The sequence below is a fragment of the Burkholderia cenocepacia genome (assembly GCF_900446215.1).
In the GTDB taxonomy this organism is placed as follows: Bacteria; Pseudomonadota; Gammaproteobacteria; order Burkholderiales; family Burkholderiaceae; genus Burkholderia; species Burkholderia cenocepacia.
Map to the genome: position 1 here is coordinate 742,387 of NZ_UAQZ01000001.1, position 15,471 is coordinate 757,857.

At 68.7% G+C, this 15,471-nt stretch carries 16 protein-coding genes; 2 read left to right on the forward strand and 14 right to left on the reverse strand.

The window, feature by feature from the left end:
• Nucleotides 1-21: 21 nt before the first annotated feature.
• Both DTA15_RS03490 and DTA15_RS03495 read right to left on the reverse strand, forming a co-directional pair.
• Nucleotides 22-747, reverse strand: coding sequence for a site-2 protease family protein (locus DTA15_RS03490; RefSeq protein WP_006491334.1), 726 nt, complete (start codon nucleotides 745-747; stop codon nucleotides 22-24).
• Nucleotides 744-1,697, reverse strand: coding sequence for a DUF2167 domain-containing protein (locus DTA15_RS03495; RefSeq protein ID WP_006491337.1), 954 nt, complete (start codon nucleotides 1,695-1,697; stop codon nucleotides 744-746). Before DTA15_RS03495 ends, DTA15_RS03490 begins: the two co-directional genes overlap by 4 nt.
• A 196-nt stretch (nucleotides 1,698-1,893) precedes the next feature.
• Between DTA15_RS03495 and DTA15_RS03500 the strand changes: the two genes are divergently transcribed.
• Complete coding sequence (locus tag DTA15_RS03500) at nucleotides 1,894-2,742, forward strand: helix-turn-helix domain-containing protein (RefSeq protein ID WP_006491328.1); 849 nt, start codon at nucleotides 1,894-1,896, stop codon at nucleotides 2,740-2,742.
• A gap of 30 nt (nucleotides 2,743-2,772) precedes the next feature.
• Here DTA15_RS03500 and DTA15_RS03505 read toward each other — a convergent pair whose 3' ends face one another.
• Nucleotides 2,773-3,399 (reverse strand): LysE family translocator, encoded by a 627-nt coding sequence (locus DTA15_RS03505; protein ID WP_006491345.1) that lies wholly within the window; start codon nucleotides 3,397-3,399, stop codon nucleotides 2,773-2,775.
• Nucleotides 3,400-3,567: 168 nt separating this feature from the next.
• On the opposite strand from DTA15_RS03505, the gene DTA15_RS03510 reads away from it, so the two are divergent.
• The gene (locus tag DTA15_RS03510; RefSeq protein ID WP_006491333.1) at nucleotides 3,568-4,032 is read left to right on the forward strand and encodes an Lrp/AsnC family transcriptional regulator; all 465 of its coding nucleotides are present in this window, start codon (nucleotides 3,568-3,570) and stop codon (nucleotides 4,030-4,032) included.
• On the opposite strand, the gene DTA15_RS03515 is transcribed toward DTA15_RS03510, so the two are convergent.
• The 11 genes from DTA15_RS03515 to DTA15_RS03565 form a co-directional block, all read right to left on the reverse strand.
• Nucleotides 4,029-5,399 (reverse strand): dihydroorotase, encoded by a 1,371-nt coding sequence (locus DTA15_RS03515; protein ID WP_006491330.1) that lies wholly within the window; start codon nucleotides 5,397-5,399, stop codon nucleotides 4,029-4,031. The two genes, DTA15_RS03510 and DTA15_RS03515, sit on opposite strands and share 4 nt — an antisense overlap.
• A gap of 3 nt (nucleotides 5,400-5,402) precedes the next feature.
• On the reverse strand, nucleotides 5,403-5,963 hold the full coding sequence (locus DTA15_RS03520; RefSeq protein WP_006491343.1) for a gamma carbonic anhydrase family protein: 561 nt from the start codon (nucleotides 5,961-5,963) through the stop codon (nucleotides 5,403-5,405).
• Nucleotides 5,963-6,541 (reverse strand): 6-pyruvoyl trahydropterin synthase family protein, encoded by a 579-nt coding sequence (locus DTA15_RS03525; protein ID WP_006491331.1) that lies wholly within the window; start codon nucleotides 6,539-6,541, stop codon nucleotides 5,963-5,965. The genes DTA15_RS03520 and DTA15_RS03525 overlap by 1 nt, the downstream gene beginning before the upstream one ends.
• Complete coding sequence (gene folE2, locus DTA15_RS03530) at nucleotides 6,535-7,455, reverse strand: GTP cyclohydrolase FolE2 (protein ID WP_006491344.1); 921 nt, start codon at nucleotides 7,453-7,455, stop codon at nucleotides 6,535-6,537. Before folE2 ends, DTA15_RS03525 begins: the two co-directional genes overlap by 7 nt.
• A gap of 60 nt (nucleotides 7,456-7,515) precedes the next feature.
• Nucleotides 7,516-8,724 (reverse strand): zinc metallochaperone GTPase ZigA, encoded by a 1,209-nt coding sequence (gene zigA, locus DTA15_RS03535; RefSeq protein ID WP_012493574.1) that lies wholly within the window; start codon nucleotides 8,722-8,724, stop codon nucleotides 7,516-7,518.
• Between the two features lie 166 nt (nucleotides 8,725-8,890).
• A complete protein-coding gene (locus DTA15_RS03540; RefSeq protein WP_006491349.1) occupies nucleotides 8,891-10,102 on the reverse strand; it encodes an acyl-CoA dehydrogenase family protein in 1,212 nt (403 codons plus the stop codon).
• Nucleotides 10,099-10,941: a hypothetical protein gene (locus DTA15_RS03545; protein ID WP_006491346.1), complete on the reverse strand. Its 843-nt coding sequence runs from the start codon at nucleotides 10,939-10,941 to the stop codon at nucleotides 10,099-10,101. The genes DTA15_RS03540 and DTA15_RS03545 overlap by 4 nt, the downstream gene beginning before the upstream one ends.
• 54 nt (nucleotides 10,942-10,995) lie before the next feature.
• Entirely contained in the window at nucleotides 10,996-11,652 is a 657-nt protein-coding gene (locus tag DTA15_RS03550; protein ID WP_006491339.1) for a methionine ABC transporter permease, read from the reverse strand.
• Nucleotides 11,645-12,829, reverse strand: a complete 1,185-nt coding sequence (locus tag DTA15_RS03555; RefSeq protein WP_012493575.1) for a methionine ABC transporter ATP-binding protein — start codon at nucleotides 12,827-12,829, stop codon at nucleotides 11,645-11,647. The genes DTA15_RS03550 and DTA15_RS03555 overlap by 8 nt, the downstream gene beginning before the upstream one ends.
• Nucleotides 12,830-12,847: 18 nt before the next feature.
• The gene (locus DTA15_RS03560; protein WP_006493142.1) at nucleotides 12,848-14,260 is read right to left on the reverse strand and encodes an LLM class flavin-dependent oxidoreductase; all 1,413 of its coding nucleotides are present in this window, start codon (nucleotides 14,258-14,260) and stop codon (nucleotides 12,848-12,850) included.
• Between the two features lie 10 nt (nucleotides 14,261-14,270).
• The gene (locus DTA15_RS03565) at nucleotides 14,271-15,101 is read right to left on the reverse strand and encodes a MetQ/NlpA family ABC transporter substrate-binding protein (protein ID WP_006493141.1); all 831 of its coding nucleotides are present in this window, start codon (nucleotides 15,099-15,101) and stop codon (nucleotides 14,271-14,273) included.
• Nucleotides 15,102-15,471: the final 370 nt, after the last annotated feature.

Here is a 15,471-nt window from a genome sequence, read left to right on the forward strand (position 1 = left end):
TTTTTTTGCATCGGACCGACGTCAGGTCGACGCGTGCACGACGCGCAGCATGTCGTGCACGCCGGACGTCATCAGCGCGAGGAACGCGAGCAGACCGACGTAGCAAAGCGCGTAGGTCGTCTTCGTCTCGATCGACGTCGCGTAGTACACGCGGTTCTCCGGCGCGTCGGGATCGTAGCGCCACGCGCGCTTCAGTTGCGGCAGCGCGAGGATCGCCATCACGATCAGCAGCGGGCTCGGCCGATACGCGAACAGCGCGATCAGCACCGGCACGCCGGCGAACCAGATGCGCGGCGACAGCACCGCGGTGATCCGCCCGCCGTCGAACGGCGACAGCGGAATCATGTTGAACAGATTGAGGAAGAAACCCGTGTACGACAGCGCGAGCAGCAGGTTGCTGTCGGTGTGGCGCGCGGCCGCGTAGCAGGCCAGCGCGCCGAGGGTGCCGACGAACGGCCCGGCGAGGCCGACGTAGGCCTCCGTTTCCGCGTCGTGCGGCATGTCCTTCAACTGGATCCACGCGCCGACGAACGGGATGAAGGTCGGCAGCCCGACGTCGAGCCCGCGCCGCTGCGCGGCGACGTAGTGGCCGGCTTCGTGCACCAGCAGCAACGCGACGAAACCGGCCGCGAAGCGCCAGCCGTAGAACAGCGCGTAGACCGCGATCGACGCGAGCATCGTGCCCGCCGATACGAGCACCTTGCCGAGCTTCAGGCCGCCGAAGATCAGCAGCAACAGCTTCGTCATTCGTTGCGCTCCGTGGCGGCGGCGTCGGATGCATCCGCGATGGCCGGGGCCGCGGCCGCCTTCGGCTTGCGCCCGAAGAAACGCTTGAGCGCCGCGCCGCCGGCCAGCAGCGCGACCGCGCCGATCTTGAAGAACTTCACCGCGAATGCGCCGATCAGCGCGAGCAGGCCGAGCTTCTTCGCGCCGACGCCGACGATCAGCGCCGCGAGCCCGTACTCGGCGACGTGGTCGGTCGACTGGTTGAAGTCGGCATAGCGCTTGCCGTCGTTGAAACGGATGTTCGACAGCAGTTCGTCGGCCGACGCCTTGTACTTCGGCAGGTCGGCGAGCGTCGACGCCATCGTCAGCGACAGGTAGCCGTCGCGGCCGAGCACGAGCGTCCGGTAGTTCACGCCGTCGTTCGCGGCATTCGGCGCCGCGCCCTTGTCGCGGATGATCGCCGACCACACGAGCCGGTGCGTGGCCGCGTCGTACGCGGGCGCCTTGGCCCAGCCGACCACCTCGGTTTCGGGCAGGCCGCGCGCCTTGCGCGCCGGGTTGTTTTCCTCGGTGCCGGCCTGCAGGCTTTTCAGCAGTTCGTCGGGCTTCCAGTCCTTCGCGTCGTCGTCGCGGATGTAGCCGCTCGGCTCGAACGACACGACCGAAATCCAGTCGGCGTCCGGATCGTCGGGCAGCACGAGGCCGACCAGCTTCGCTTCGTCGATCGCGTTGCCCATCGAGCGCAGGTAGCGGCCGGCTTCGGCGGCCGGCACGAACGATTCGCCGGCCTTCAGCTTCAGCACGGCTTCGTGTTTCACGTCGATGTCGGTCGGGCCTTTCACGACCGCTTCGTTGGCGGCCGCGGCGGCGGCCCTCATTTCCACCTGCGCGGCTTCGGTCTGCGCGTGGCCGCTGGTCGCGGCGAGTGCGAGCGTCGCCACGCAGGCGAGCCGGACGGCAAGTTTTTTCATTGTTGGATTCCCCTGGAATGCCTTGTTGTCGATATGCGCGGCGTCCGGCCCATGCGTTGTGGTCGCGGGTCCGGCGCCGCCTCTCAGGTGGCACGGGGGCTATGGTAACGCAGCGACTGCGCGCGACCGCGGCGGCACGCGGCGCTTACCTCGCAGGTAATGCCGAAGCGGCGCGAGATTGCCTATCATTCGCTCCATGAACTCGACCGCCACGCTCCATTCGCCTTCCCCGTCCGCCGGCCGCGCGTCCGGCATCGGCCCGCTGCTGCGCACGTGGCGGCAACGCCGGCGCCTGAGCCAGATGGCGCTCGCGCTCGATGCGGAAGTCTCCGCGCGCCACCTGAGCTTCGTCGAATCGGGCCGCGCGCAGCCGAGCCGCGAGATGGTGCTGCATCTCGCCGAACGCCTCGACGTGCCGCTGCGCGAACGCAACGCGCTGCTCGTCGCGGCCGGCTTCGCGCCGCTGTTTCGCGAACGGCCGTTTTCGGACCCGCAACTGGATGCCGCGCGTCATGCGGTCGAAGCCGTGTTGCGCGGGCACGAGCCTTATCCGGCGCTCGCGGTGGACCGCCACTGGACGCTGCTCGCCGCGAACCGGATGCTCGGCGCGCTGGTCGCGCAGGCCGATCCGGCGCTGCTGCAGCCGCCCGTCAACGTGCTGCGACTGAGCCTGCATCCGGACGGCCTCGCGTCGCAGATCGTTAACTGGCATGAGTGGCGCGCGCACATCCTGCACCGGCTGCAGCGGCAGATCGATGCGAGCGGCGACCGCACGCTGCATGCGCTGCGCGACGAGTTCGCCGCGTATCCGGCGCCGGCCGGGCAGCCCGACGATGCGCACACACGCACCGATTTCGCGGAAATCGCCGTGCCGCTGCGGCTGCGCACGGCGAGCGGCGAGCTGACGTTCTTCAGTACGACGACGGTATTCGGCACGCCGGTCGACGTGACGCTGTCGGAACTCGCGATCGAGGCGTTCTTTCCGGCGAATCCGGAAACGGCGGAGGCGATGCGGGCGCTGGCGGATGCGTTGCCGGCGGAGTAGCCGGCAGGCGCGCCGGTGCCGCGGCCGCGCTCAGCGGCGTTCGAGCGCCAGCTTCACGCCCAGCGCGAGCAAGACTACCCCGCTGACGCGATGCATGCGCGTCAGGATGCGCGGGTTGCGGCGGATCGATGCCGACAGCAGGCCGGCGAACAACGCGACCGGCCCCTTGACGAGAAACGTCAGCCCGGCAAACGTCGCACCCAGCACGAACAGCGACAGCATCGGATGGGGGGCGCCGGCCGGCACGAATTGCGGCAGGAACGCCAGATAGAAAAGCGCGACCTTCGGATTGGATACATTGGACAGCGCGCCTTGCGCGAACGCCCGCAGCCGCGACGCCGGCGCATTGCCGTGGCCCGCGAGCGTCAATTCGCCCGTCGAGCGCAACAGCGTGATGCCGAGGTACAGCAGGTATAGCGCGCCCACCATCTTCAGCGCCGTGAACAGCCATTCGGAGGCCTGAAGAAGGGCGCCCAGCCCGAGCGTCGCGAGCATCGTATGCACGAGCAGCCCGACGCTGACACCCGCGGCGGTCACGAGGCCCGCGCGCGTGCCGCCGGACAGCGTGCGCGACATCACGAGGACCATGTCCTGGCCGGGCGTCAGAATGATCAGAAGGGAGGTGGCCATGAACGGCAACCAGGCGACGTGCGGCATCTGGAAACTCCTGAAAGCGGCGCCGCGGCGCGCGGGGATCGCGCGCTTCGGAGGCCGGGCAGTCGTCAGATTATCGGCAATTTCCCGTGGAGATTGGATGCAAAACCGGCTACTTCCGGCTGTTGATTTGGAGTTATTCTCCAATCTTGAGGTTTTCGGTAGCCAAAGATGCCAATCAAACTGGATGCAATCGACCGACGCATTCTGCGTGCGTTGCAGCAGAATTCGAGCCAGACGAACGCCGACATCGCGCAACAGGCGGGACTGTCGCCCACGCCGTGCCTGCGTCGCGTTCACCTGCTCGAGGAACAGGGCGTGATCGACGCCTACGTCGCGCTGCTGAACCCGGCAGCCGTCGAGCTGCGCTTCACGGCATTCGTGCGCGTCACGCTGGAGCGCCAGGACAAGACGACGGTCGAACGCTTCGCACGCGAGATGGAGCAGGCGCCCGAAGTGCTCGAGTGCCACCTGATGGCCGGCAGCTACGACTATCTGCTGCGCGTGATCGCGAAGGATCTCGACGACTATCAGCGCTTTCAGATGGAAACGCTCACGCAGATCGAAGGCGTGCGCAACGTCGAAACCGAAATCCCGCTGAAGCGCATCAAGCAGACGGTGCGGTTGCCGATCTAGGTGTCGAGAAACGTCACGGCCTCCCCCGCCGGCTGCCCGTTCAGCGCCTCGTCCCGCACGACGACCTGCCCGCGCACGACCGTATGCACGGGCCACCCCGTGACCGCACAGCCGTCGTACGGCGTCCACCCGCTCACGCTCGCGATCCATGCGTCGCGAATGATCCGCCGCGCGCGCAGGTCGACGATGCTGAAATCCGCGTCGTAGCCGGCCGCGATGCGCCCCTTCCCTTCGATGCCGAAAACGCGCGCCGGCCCGGCGCTCGTCAGGTCGACCAGCCGTTCGAGGCTCAGGCGGCCGGCCTGCACGTGATCGAGCATCAACGGCAGCAGCGTCTGCACGCCGGTCATCCCGCTCGGCGACTGCGGATACGGGCGGCGCTTTTCGTCGCGCGTATGCGGCGCGTGATCGCTGCCGATCACGTCGACCACGCCGTCGCGAACCGCCTGCCACAGCGCATCCCGATGATGCCGTTCGCGCACGGGCGGATTCATCTGCGCGAACGTGCCGAGTCGCTCGTAGCAATCCGGTGCATGCAGGCTCAGGTGATGCGGCGTGACTTCGACCGTCACGCGCCGCCGGTGCCGCGCGAGCAACGCCATTTCATCCGCCGTGGACACGTGCAGCACATGCAGCCGGCGGCCCGCTTGCGCGGCCAGCCCGACGATGCGCCGCGTCGCGGCCAGCGCGCTTTCCGCGTCGCGCCAGCGCGGATGGTCGCGCACGTCGCCGCTCGCTTCCGCGATCGCCTTGCGCTCGCGCAGCCGCGCCTCGTCCTCCGCATGCACGGCCATGCGCCGCCGGCCGTTGCGCAGGATCCGGCGCAACACGGTTTCGTCGTCGGCCAGCAGATCGCCGAACGAACTGCCCATGAAGACCTTCACCCCCGCGCAGCCGGGCAACCGTTCGAGCACCGGCAGCCGTTCGGCATTCACGGCCGAGCCGCCGATGTAGAACGCGTAGTTGCACCACGCACGGCCGCGCGCGAGATCGAGCTTGGCGCCCAGATCCTGCTCGTCCAGCGTCAGCGGATGCGTATTGGGCATCTCGAAGATCGTCGTGACGCCGCCGAGCACCGCGCCGCGCATGCCGGCCTCGAGGGTCTCCTTGTGCGTGAGCCCCGGTTCGCGGAAATGCACCTGGCTGTCGACCACGCCCGGCAACACGTGCAAGCCGCGCGCATCGAGCAGCACGTCGGCGCTCCACGCGCCGTGCAGCGCGCCCAGCGCGACGACGCGGCCATCCGCGCACGCGACGTCGATCCGCTCGGCGCCGCCGGGCGTCATCACCGTGCCGCCGTGCACCAGCAGATCGGCGTGCCGCAGCTTCGATCGGTCGCCCGCTTCCTGTCGCAGCCGCGCGTCCATGCGTCAGAACTCGTTCTGGATGTGCTTGTAACCGAGCACCAGCGCATTGTTCGTGCGCGCGACGTCCTCGGAGAAATCGCTCGCGTCGGCCGTCACCTGCGGCAACGCGGCGAGGTCGGTTTCCGGCCCGATGCGTTCGGTCGAGCGCACGTAGAAGCCCGGCGGCAGGTGGCAGCCGTCGACGACCGCGTTGTAGCGCACCACGCAGCCGTCGTCGATCGTGCAGTTGAACAGCACGCTGTTGAAGCCGACGAACACGCCGTCGCCGACCTTGCACGGCCCGTGGACGATCGCGCGATGCGCGATCGACGTGTGCCGGCCGATCGTCACGCTCGCACCCGATTTCGAGTGGATCACGACGCCGTCCTGGATGTTCGAATGCGCGCCGATCACGATCGGCGCGATCTGGCCGTCGGCATCCGTTTCGTCGGCACGGATCACCGCGTACGGGCCGATGAACACGTTCTCCTCGACGATCACGTGCCCGCACAGGATGGCGGTCGGGTCGACGAACGCGTTCGGATGAATCGTCGGCAGATCGCCGCGCGGGTTCTTTCGGATCATCAGGATTCCTGCCTTGAAAGGACATGACTGCGCTTGAGCCGCTCGAACAGGCCCGGATCGCGCCACTGCGCGACGATGGCCGGCGCGAACACGATCGCGTCGAGATCGATGCGGCCCATGCGCGGGTTGAATGCGTCGTCGCGGAAGCACTGCGCGTAGCCGGTCTCGGTCTCGTGAACGATCACCGAATGCAGTCGCACGTCGGCTTCGCCGTTCGACATCGGCGTGCCCGACAGCGCGGCATCGACGAGCCGGAACAGCACGCGCGAGAACTGCTCGGCGCTCGGCGACACCGGCAGCAGCACCCAGCGCTCCGAATGCCGACGCATGCTTTCGACATAGCGCGGATCGTCGTCCGACCACAGCGTCACCGCATGGTCGAACGCGTCGATCAGGTCGCGCACGTCGCCCTTGAGCAGCCCGAAGTCGTAGATCATCTGCCCGTGGTCCAGCGCATGCGCTTCGAGCAGCAACTCGACACGGTACGAATGACCATGGATCGAATGCGAGCAGCGCCGCGTGCTGCAGCCGCGCACGACGTGCGCATTCTCGAAGCGGAACAGCTTGCGGATCAGCATGCGTCGGCCCCCTCGCGCAGCGGAGCGGCCCATGCCACCGCATCGTGCGGATGCAGGCTTTCGAGATGGCGCACGCGCACGCGCGGGCCCGCATGATGGCCTTCCAGCGCGGCCTGCACGCGGCGCGCGGCATCCTCGACGAACATCAGGTTGCCGCCGTTCAGCACCGCGAACGCCTGCTCGTCCGCACGCTTGACGGCCGTCTGCACCGGCGTGCCGAGCGCCTGCTCGACGCGATCGATCAGGCCGATCAGCCCCAGCGTCGCGCCATCGGCGGGCAGCGCCACGCTGACGACGGCTTCGCTGCGCTGGCTGTGCGGCGTGGCGGCCGTCGCATGCTGTTTCAGCCATGCGGCGACCGCTGCCGGGTCCACGCGATCCTCGCGGCCGAACGCCGTCAGGAACGCCTGTTCGATCCAGTGCCGCGACAGCGCGGCCGAACACGGGCACGTCGACGAATAGACGACCGTCACCTGCGCGCGCAACGCGAATGCGTCGCCGGCCAGCGTCGCGTCGACCCGCACCGGATAGGCCTTCCAGCCGCTCAGCCCGTCGGTCACGAGCGCCGTGCGGCGGGCCAGCAGGTCGAAGTGCAGCCGCACGCGTGCGCTGCGCGTATCGCAGTCGCGGTGGCTGTCGACCATCGCGCGCAGCACGCGCTGCAGGCCGGCCGGCGACAGCGCTTCGCCGTCGGCCAGCCAGTCGAGCAGCCAGTACAGCCGCGACATGTGAATGCCTTTCACCTGCGGCGCAGGCAGATCGACCTGCACGTCGGCACGCGCATGCACGTCGCGCCGGCAGCCGGGCTCCGCCACGACGACGGGCAGGTCGATGCCCTGCATGCCGACCCATTCCAGCGGGCGGTGCCCCGGCGCGGCATCGGTCAGGGAAATATCGGGAAGCGCTGCGTTCATGCTTGACATCCGGTGGAGCGCCTTCTCCATCCGGATCGATGCAGGAAGCGCGCGTTCAGGTCAGGGCCAGTCGCGAAACGGGTTGTTCCACGTGGTCCAGTGTTCGGGGCCGGTCGCCATCTCGGCGTCGGTCAGCAGACACGCGTCGAAGCGCGCGCGCAACGCCGGCTCGTCCATGTCCATGCCGATCAGCACGAGTTCCTGCCGGGCGTCGCCGACATGCTCGTCCCAGCGCGCGCGGATCTGCGCGACGGCTTCCGGGTCCTGCGGCCAACGCTCGGGCGGCACGGCCGCCCACCAGTGGCCGGCCGGCCCGTGCCGCGCGACCGCGCCCGCCTGCGACCACGAACCGGCGACGGCCGGATGCGTGGCCAGCCAGAAGAACCCCTTCGAGCGGACGACGCCCGGCCATTCGCTTTCGACGAGATCGAAGAAGCGCTGCGGATGGAACGGCCGCCGCGCGCGATAGACGAAACTGCGGATCCCGTACTCGTCGGTCTCCGGCGTGTGCGTGCCGCGCAGTTCCTGCAGCCAGCCCGGCGCGCGCGACGCCGCGTCGAAGTCGAACAGGCCGGTGTCGAGCACACGTTCGAGCGGCACCTTGCCGAATTCGGCGATCTCGATCCGCGCACGCGGGTTCAGCCCGCGCAGCAGCGCGACCAGCCGCTCGCGTGCGCTGCCGTCGATCAGGTCGATCTTGTTGATCACGAGCACGTCGCAGAACTCGATCTGGTCGATCAGCAGATCGACGACCGTGCGCGCGTCCTCGTCGCCCATCGATTCGCCGCGCGCTTGCAGGCTGTCGCGCGACGCGTAATCGCGCAGGAAATTGAACGCGTCGACCACCGTCACCATCGTGTCGAGCCGCGCGACTTCGCCGAGGCTGCGGCCGTCCTCGCCTTCGAACGTGAACGTCTCGGCCACCGGCAGCGGCTCCGAGATGCCGGTCGATTCGATCACGAGCTGATCGAAGCGCCCTTCGCGCGCGAGCCGGTCAACCTCGATCAGCAGATCGTCGCGCAGCGTGCAGCAAATGCAGCCGTTGCTCATCTCGACCAGCTTCTCGTCGGTGCGCGACAGCCCCGCGCCGCCGTCGCGCACGAGCGCGGCGTCGATGTTGACCTCCGACATGTCGTTGACGATGACCGCGACGCGCCGGCCCTCGCGATTGTTGAGGATGTGGTTGAGCAGCGTCGTCTTGCCGGCGCCGAGAAAGCCGGACAGGACGGTCACGGGAAGCCGCGTGGACGGGTGAAGGGCGGGGCTCATCGGGCGATTCCGGAACAGGACATTGAGGATGAAATGATATATTGTATCGCTACGATATAACATATCATTCCAGGCGTCCAGCAGCCCGGCTCATCGATGCGGCGACAGCGAGGGCGGCACGAAGGCCGCGGTACGCGGGGCCGTGCCGGCAGCGCCCCGCTGCGTATTACGTATAGAGCGACGCCGGCGGCAATGCGTCGGTCAGCGCGAACCGGCCCACGTCGCGCAGCCGGTAGTCGAGCGGATCATGGAGCGTATGCGTGCGGGCGTTCCGCCAGAAGCGGTCGAGGCCGAGCGACGCGGCCGTCGCGCGCGCGCCGCATGCGTCGAACAGCGCCTCGCCGTTGTCGAGCGCCGCGCGCTGCGCGACGATCTTCGCTTCCGACACCGCGAGTGCGACTTCGGCGCGTTCGTCGGCCGTCAGCGCATCCTGCCGCGCCCACGCGTGCTGCAACGCGTGGGCCGCGCGATCGGCCAGCGCCGCCGCGGCGACCGCGCGCACGCGCATGTCGCCGAAGCGCTGCAGCGTGTACGGATCGTCCTCGGCCCGCTCGACGTCCGAGTGAATCCACGGGCGGCCATGCTGCCGCACGTAGTCGCGCGCCTCGGCCAGCGCACCTTCCGCGAGACCGACGAACAGGTTCGTCAGCACGAGCTGCGACACGAGCGTGCGCAGCGTCGCGCGCGGCGTCGGCGGCGCTTCCGACCGATGCAGCACCTCGTCGGCCGCGAGCGTCACGCCGTCGAAGCGCACGCTGCCGCTGTCGGTCTGGCGCTGGCCGACCGGGTCCCAGTCGTCGTTGACGGTGATCCCGGCCCGATCGGTCGGCACCACGCCGAACACGGTGCGGCCGATGGCCGGATCGTGCGCGGATACCGTCATCCGCTGCGAGCCGCGCGTGCCGGAACAGAAGCCCTTCACGCCGTCGAGCCGGTAGCCGCCGTCGGGCGTCGCCGTGGCCACGAGCCGCGTGTCGAGCGGATTGACCGCGTTGCCCCACCACCAGCGCCCGTCGACCGTGCCGCGCAGGTAGCGCTCGCGCTGCGCGGCGTTGCCCCACACGTCGACGCTCACCACCTGCAGGCACTGGAACCCGACGAGATGCGCGAGCGCGCTGTCGACCCGCGCGACCTGCCGGATCACGTCGTAGATCGCGGGCCACGCCGCCTCCTGGCCGCCGAACGCGCGCGGAACCGCGAGCGTCAGCAAACCCGCGTCGGCGAGCCATTGCTTCTCCTGCGCGGCGTGACCGCCCGCGCGGTCGCGCTCGGCGGCGCTCACGCGCAGCGCGTCGATCGCGCGCGCCAGCGCAGCGCGGTCGACGGCCGGTGCATCGGTATCCGGCACCAGCGTCGCCGGGCCGCGGGGATCGTTCATGCGACAGCTTCCTGTTCAACGGTTTCGCCCGACAGCGGGACGAGCGCGCCGAGCTGGCGGCCGGTCAGCCGCGACAGGATCTCGCGCCGCCAGTCGTCGTAGATCGCACGATATTCGGCGATATCCGCGCCGAACACCAGTGCGGTATGCGCGTACTCGTCGTGCAAATAGCCGTCGAGCCGCGCCTGGGTTTCCTCGTCGGCCGCGATCACGCGATCGATCAGTGCGTCGCGCTCGGCGACCGGCAGCGCCTGCAGCGTGTCGAACCACCACTGGACGATCTGCACGCGATGCCACTCCTCGTCCGGCCGGATCCGGTTCTCGCCGTGCTCGCGCATCGCACTGTCGCCGATGCGGCCGGTCTTGCGCTGGATCCATAGCTTCGCGAGGATGTGCAGCTCGTAATGCCATTCGAACGCGAGAAAGCCCGCGACGTCGCGCACCGCGATGTCGCCGATGCGTGCCCAGTGCGCGGCGACCAGCCGGTCGACTTCCGGCAGCGGATCGCGCCCGGTGAGCGCGGTCACGCGTTCGCGGCCGATCACCGCGTGCGCGCCGTCGTCGCCCAACTGGCGCGACAGGATCAACTGGAAATGCGGATCGTCGCGGAACAGCGTGTCGATCGCCTTCGCGACGACCTGCACGATGAACAGGTCGTGCGACGCCATCTTCGTGTAGTAGTCGGCGACGGCGGCCAGTTCGTCGCCGTCGCGCGGCTCGCGCGGCGGGGTCGCCAGCTTGTCGGGGAAGTCCGGACGATGGCGTCGCGCCACCTCCAGAAACAGCGCTTCCTCGAATTGTCCGTTCCATTCGCGCGGCGCGCCGAGGGGCAAGGTCATAGGTTGTCTTCTCTCAGGATCAGGAATGAAGCGAGCGGACGCTCGTGGCGTCGCTCAGGTGCGCCGGGTCACGCGTCGGACCAGGCGGTCGCCCGTGATTTGCACGGCCGAGACGAGCGCGATCAGGATCACGATCACGGTCGCCATGACGGTGGTGTCGAAACGTTGATAGCCGTAGCGGATCGCGAGATCGCCGAGCCCGCCCGCGCCGACGGCGCCCGCCATCGCGGTCGAGCCGATCAGCGCGACGACGGTGATCGTGAAACCGCCGAGCATGCCGGGCAGCGCTTCGGGCAGCAGCACGTGCCACACGATGTGGCGGCGCTTCGCGCCCATCGCGAGCGCGGCCTCGATCAGCCCGCGATCGACTTCGCGCAGGCTCACTTCGGCGATTCGCGCGAAGAACGGGATCGCGGCGATCGACAGCGGCACGACGGCCGCCCACACGCCGATCGTCGTGCCGATCAGCACGCGCGTGAACGGCAGCAGCGCGACCAGCAGGATGATGAACGGCGTCGAGCGGAACACGTTGACGAGCGCGCCGAGCACCGCGTTCACGCCGCGCCGCGCATAGATGCCGCCGGGCGCGGTGGTCACGAGGATCACCGCGAGCGGAATGCCGATCAGCGCCGCGATCGCCGCCGATGCGGCGACCATCGACAGCGTGTCGCGGATCGCGTCAAGCAGTTCGGGCCACCAGAGGTCAAACATAGCCGAGCACCTCCGCGTGATTCGCATGGCGGCGCGCACGTTCGAGCAGCGCGGCGACCGCACCGCCGCGCGCCGCCGACGGGCCGGCGTCGTCCGCCCGCGGCGTCGCGGCGATCACGAGCCGCCCCTGCGCGTGCCCCTGGATGCGTTCGATGCCGCCGTGCAGGAACCGCACGGAGCCGCCGAGCGCCGCCGCGAGCGCACCGACATCCGGCTCGCCGCCGCTCTCGCCCGTATAGCGGACGTCGAGCACGATCTGTGCGCCGTCGGGCAGCGCGGCCTGTTCGGGCAGCGGCCGCACCCGCGCGGCCAGTTCGGCCGGCAAGTCGTGCTGCAGCGTGCTCAGCAGCGCGCGCGTTGCGCCGTGGCGCGGATCGCCGAACACGCGCCACACCGGGCCGGTTTCGACGACTTCGCCCTGTTCGATCACCGCGACGGTGTCGCACACCGCGCGGATCACCTCCATCTCGTGCGTGATCAGCACGATCGTCAGCCCGAGACGACGGTTGATGTCGGCCAGCAGCGCGAGGATCGATTGCGTGGTCTCCGGATCGAGCGCCGACGTCGCTTCGTCGCACAGCAGCACTTCGGGATCGTGCACGAGCGCCCGCGCGATGCCGACCCGCTGCTTCTGCCCGCCCGACAGGCTCGCCGGATACGCGTCGCGCTTCGCGGCGAGCCCGACGAGCTCGAGCAGCGCCTCGACCTTGCGCACGCGCTCGGCCTTCGGCACGCCGGCGATCTTCAGCGGCAGTGCGACGTTCTCGAACACCGTCTTCGCGGACAGCAGGTTGAAATGCTGGAACACCATGCCGGTGCGACGACGCAACGCGACGAGGCCATCCTCGTCGAGCGCGCCGACGTCGACGCCCTGCACGCGCACGCGGCCCGAACTCGGCCGCTCGAGGCCGTTCAGGAGGCGCAGCAACGTCGACTTGCCCGCGCCGCTGCGGCCGATGATCCCGAACACCTCGCCGCGCCGCACGTCGAGCGTCACGTCGCGCAGCGCGGCGGCGTGGCCGCGCGGTGTCGCGAATACCTTGCCGACCTGTTCCAGCGACACGGCCGCGCCGCCGGCCGGCGTCACGGCTTCCTCATGTGCCGCTGCATCGGCACCGGTACCGGCGCGCACGGCCGATGCCTCGATGAAACCCAGCGTATCGAACAATTGCGTCATCGCTTCGCTCCGTCACGTTCAGGCATGCGCGGGGTGCGCGGGTTCGGCTGCGGCCGCCGGCCGGTGCTGCGCACCGGTATGCCACGCGGGCAGGCGCGGCCCCGCGCCGAACAGCTTCTCGCGCAACGTCGGCGCGGGATCGTAGTCTTCCTTGTAGACGCCGCGGTTCTGCAGCTCGGGCACGACCCAGTCGACGAAATCCTCGAACGACTCGGGCATCACGGTGCGCGTCAGGTTGAAGCCGTCGATGCCGGTCTCGTCGATCCACGACTGTAGCTCGTCCGCGACCTGCGACGGCGAGCCGACGATCGGCGCATAGCGGCCGCCGAGCGACATCTGCTCGAGCATGCGGCGCACGGTCCACGTGCCGGTCGTGCTCTTCTTCGAGATCGCGTCGACGGCCGACTGGATCGAATCGGTCTTCACGTACGAGATCGGCTCGTCGAGGCCGTACTTCGAGAAGTCGATGCCGGTCGAGCTCGCGAAATGCGCGAGGCCGGCTTCCGGGCTCGCGTAGCGCCGGTACTCGTCGAATTTCTCGCGGGCGAGCAATTCGGTCTCGGCCGTCACGACGCTCACGCCGGCAAAGATCCTGATCGACGCCGGGTCGCGCCCCTGCCGCGCGGCGGCCGCGCGGATGTCGAGCGCCGCCGCGCGTGCGGCCGCCTTGCTCTGCCCGTTCACGAACACGCATTCCGCGTGGCGCCCCGCAAACTCGACGCCGCGCGCGGACGAGCCGGCCTGGTACAGCACCGGCGTGCGCTGCAGCGACGGTTCGCTCAGGTGAATCGCATCGACCGAATAGAACGGCCCGTCGTGCTTCACGCGCCGCACCTTGCCCGGCTGCGCGAACACGCGCGCCTGCGCGTCGCGGATCACCGCATCGTCGTCCCAGCTCTGCTCCCACAGCTTGTAGACGACGTCCATGTAGTCGTCGGCGCGCTCGTAGCGGTCGTCGTGGCCGATCTGCTGCGCGAGGCCCATCCCGCGCGCGGCGCTGTCGAGGTAGCCGGTGACGATATTCCAGCCCACGCGCCCTTTCGTCAGATGATCGAGCGTCGACATGCGGCGCGCGAACAGGTACGGCGGCTCGTAGGTCAGGTTCGCGGTCACGCCGAAGCCGAGATGCCGCGTGACCTGCGCCATCGCCGGCACGAGCAAGAGCGGATCGTTGACGGGCACCTGCACCGATTCGCGCAGCGCGGCGTCGGGCCCGCCGCCGAACACGTCGTATACGCCGACGATGTCCGCGAGAAAGATCCCGTCGAACTTGCCGCGCTCCAGCGTCCTCGCGAGATCGGCCCAGTAGTCGAGATCGGTGTAATGCGCGGAGCGGTCGCGCGGATGCGTCCACAGCCCGTGGTTGATGTGCCCGACGCAGTTCATGTTGAACGCGTTGAGCAGGATCTTCTTGCGGTTCGCCGTCGTCATGCCGCCTCCGTCACCACGCGATCGCATACAGCGAGCCGAACGCGTTGTCGAGCGCACGGCGCACCGCCGGCGAGTGCTGGTAGATCGCGATGAACTTGCGGATGCGCGGATCGTTCGCGCTCTCGGGCCGCACGACCCACTGGATCGCGAAGTTCTTGTTCTCGGTGCCGTCGAACAGCAGCGCGCTGTTCGGGTCGGTCGTGCCGGCGAGCTTGATGAAGCTCGGGTAACCCTGCGCGAGATCGACGTCGTCGAGCGAACGCGCGAGCTGCGACGCTTCGAGCGGGATGATCTTCAGGTGCTTCGGGTTGGCGACGATGTCGTGCGTGGTCGCGCGGTAGTCGGCGCCCGGCTTCAGCGTGATGAGCCCCGCGCGCTGCAGCAGCAACAGCCCGCGCCCGCCATTGACCGGATCGTTCGCGATCGCGACGCGCGCGCCGTCCTTCAGCTCGGCGAAGCTTTTCACCTTCTTCGAATAGAGACCGATCTTCATGATCGTGCCGGGCGCGATCGAGATGAAGTTGTAGCCGCCCTGCTTCTTCGCGTTCTCGAGAAACGGGATGTGCTGGAAGTAGTTGACGTCGATGTCCTTGTTCGCGAGCGCCGCGTTCGGCGTATTCCAGTCGGTGAATTCGACGATCTTCACGTCGAGCCCCTGCTCCTTCGCCTCCTTCGCGGCGATCTTCAGCGCCTCGATCTGCGGGCTGGTCGAGATTCCGACCTTCAGCGGCGCGGTGTCGGCGCGCGCGCCGTTCAGCAGCACGACGCCGAGCAGCGCGGCCGTCACCAGGCGGGCCAGGCGGCCGGCGGAAAAGCGGGCGGAAAAAACGGGATGCAGCATGGAAACCACTCTCCTGTCCAAAGACGGTATCGACGGATGAGCGACACCGCGGCGAACGCGCGGGCGTTCTCCGGACAGTCGTCATCGCATCGGAAAAGGATCAGCCGATGATAGAGAGCGGCGGGAAGGCGGTCTACGAAGCGATTGTGCGAAGAAAATCGCGCGCGGCGATATGGCCGGCGGTACGGCGGTACGGCGGGCGGCGGGCCTGGCCGCGCGCCCCGGCCGCCGCCAGGCCGAAATCTCGGCCTGAGCGCCGCGCCGATTCCGAAATCTCGGCCAGCTTGCCCGGAAAACCCTTTCCGCAGACGAAACAAATCCCTTATGAATCAATGCATTAAAAATATTCCGGTGGGCCGTCATGTTGGCA

Excerpts from the sequence above, each read along its gene's own strand:
- DTA15_RS03490 (WP_006491334.1), bottom strand. The coding sequence starts at position 747 with ATGACGAAGCTGTTGCTGCTGATCTTCGGCGGCCTGAAGCTCGGCAAG.
- DTA15_RS03495 (WP_006491337.1), bottom strand. The coding sequence starts at position 1,697 with ATGAAAAAACTTGCCGTCCGGCTCGCCTGCGTGGCGACGCTCGCACTC.
- DTA15_RS03500 (WP_006491328.1), top strand. The coding sequence starts at position 1,894 with ATGAACTCGACCGCCACGCTCCATTCGCCTTCCCCGTCCGCCGGCCGC.
- DTA15_RS03505 (WP_006491345.1), bottom strand. The coding sequence starts at position 3,399 with ATGCCGCACGTCGCCTGGTTGCCGTTCATGGCCACCTCCCTTCTGATC.
- DTA15_RS03510 (WP_006491333.1), top strand. The coding sequence starts at position 3,568 with ATGCCAATCAAACTGGATGCAATCGACCGACGCATTCTGCGTGCGTTG.
- DTA15_RS03515 (WP_006491330.1), bottom strand. The coding sequence starts at position 5,399 with ATGGACGCGCGGCTGCGACAGGAAGCGGGCGACCGATCGAAGCTGCGG.
- DTA15_RS03520 (WP_006491343.1), bottom strand. The coding sequence starts at position 5,963 with ATGATCCGAAAGAACCCGCGCGGCGATCTGCCGACGATTCATCCGAAC.
- DTA15_RS03525 (WP_006491331.1), bottom strand. The coding sequence starts at position 6,541 with ATGCTGATCCGCAAGCTGTTCCGCTTCGAGAATGCGCACGTCGTGCGC.
- folE2 (WP_006491344.1), bottom strand. The coding sequence starts at position 7,455 with ATGAACGCAGCGCTTCCCGATATTTCCCTGACCGATGCCGCGCCGGGG.
- zigA (WP_012493574.1), bottom strand. The coding sequence starts at position 8,724 with ATGAGCCCCGCCCTTCACCCGTCCACGCGGCTTCCCGTGACCGTCCTG.
- DTA15_RS03540 (WP_006491349.1), bottom strand. The coding sequence starts at position 10,102 with ATGAACGATCCCCGCGGCCCGGCGACGCTGGTGCCGGATACCGATGCA.
- DTA15_RS03545 (WP_006491346.1), bottom strand. The coding sequence starts at position 10,941 with ATGACCTTGCCCCTCGGCGCGCCGCGCGAATGGAACGGACAATTCGAG.
- DTA15_RS03550 (WP_006491339.1), bottom strand. The coding sequence starts at position 11,652 with ATGTTTGACCTCTGGTGGCCCGAACTGCTTGACGCGATCCGCGACACG.
- DTA15_RS03555 (WP_012493575.1), bottom strand. The coding sequence starts at position 12,829 with ATGACGCAATTGTTCGATACGCTGGGTTTCATCGAGGCATCGGCCGTG.
- DTA15_RS03560 (WP_006493142.1), bottom strand. The coding sequence starts at position 14,260 with ATGACGACGGCGAACCGCAAGAAGATCCTGCTCAACGCGTTCAACATG.
- DTA15_RS03565 (WP_006493141.1), bottom strand. The coding sequence starts at position 15,101 with ATGCTGCATCCCGTTTTTTCCGCCCGCTTTTCCGCCGGCCGCCTGGCC.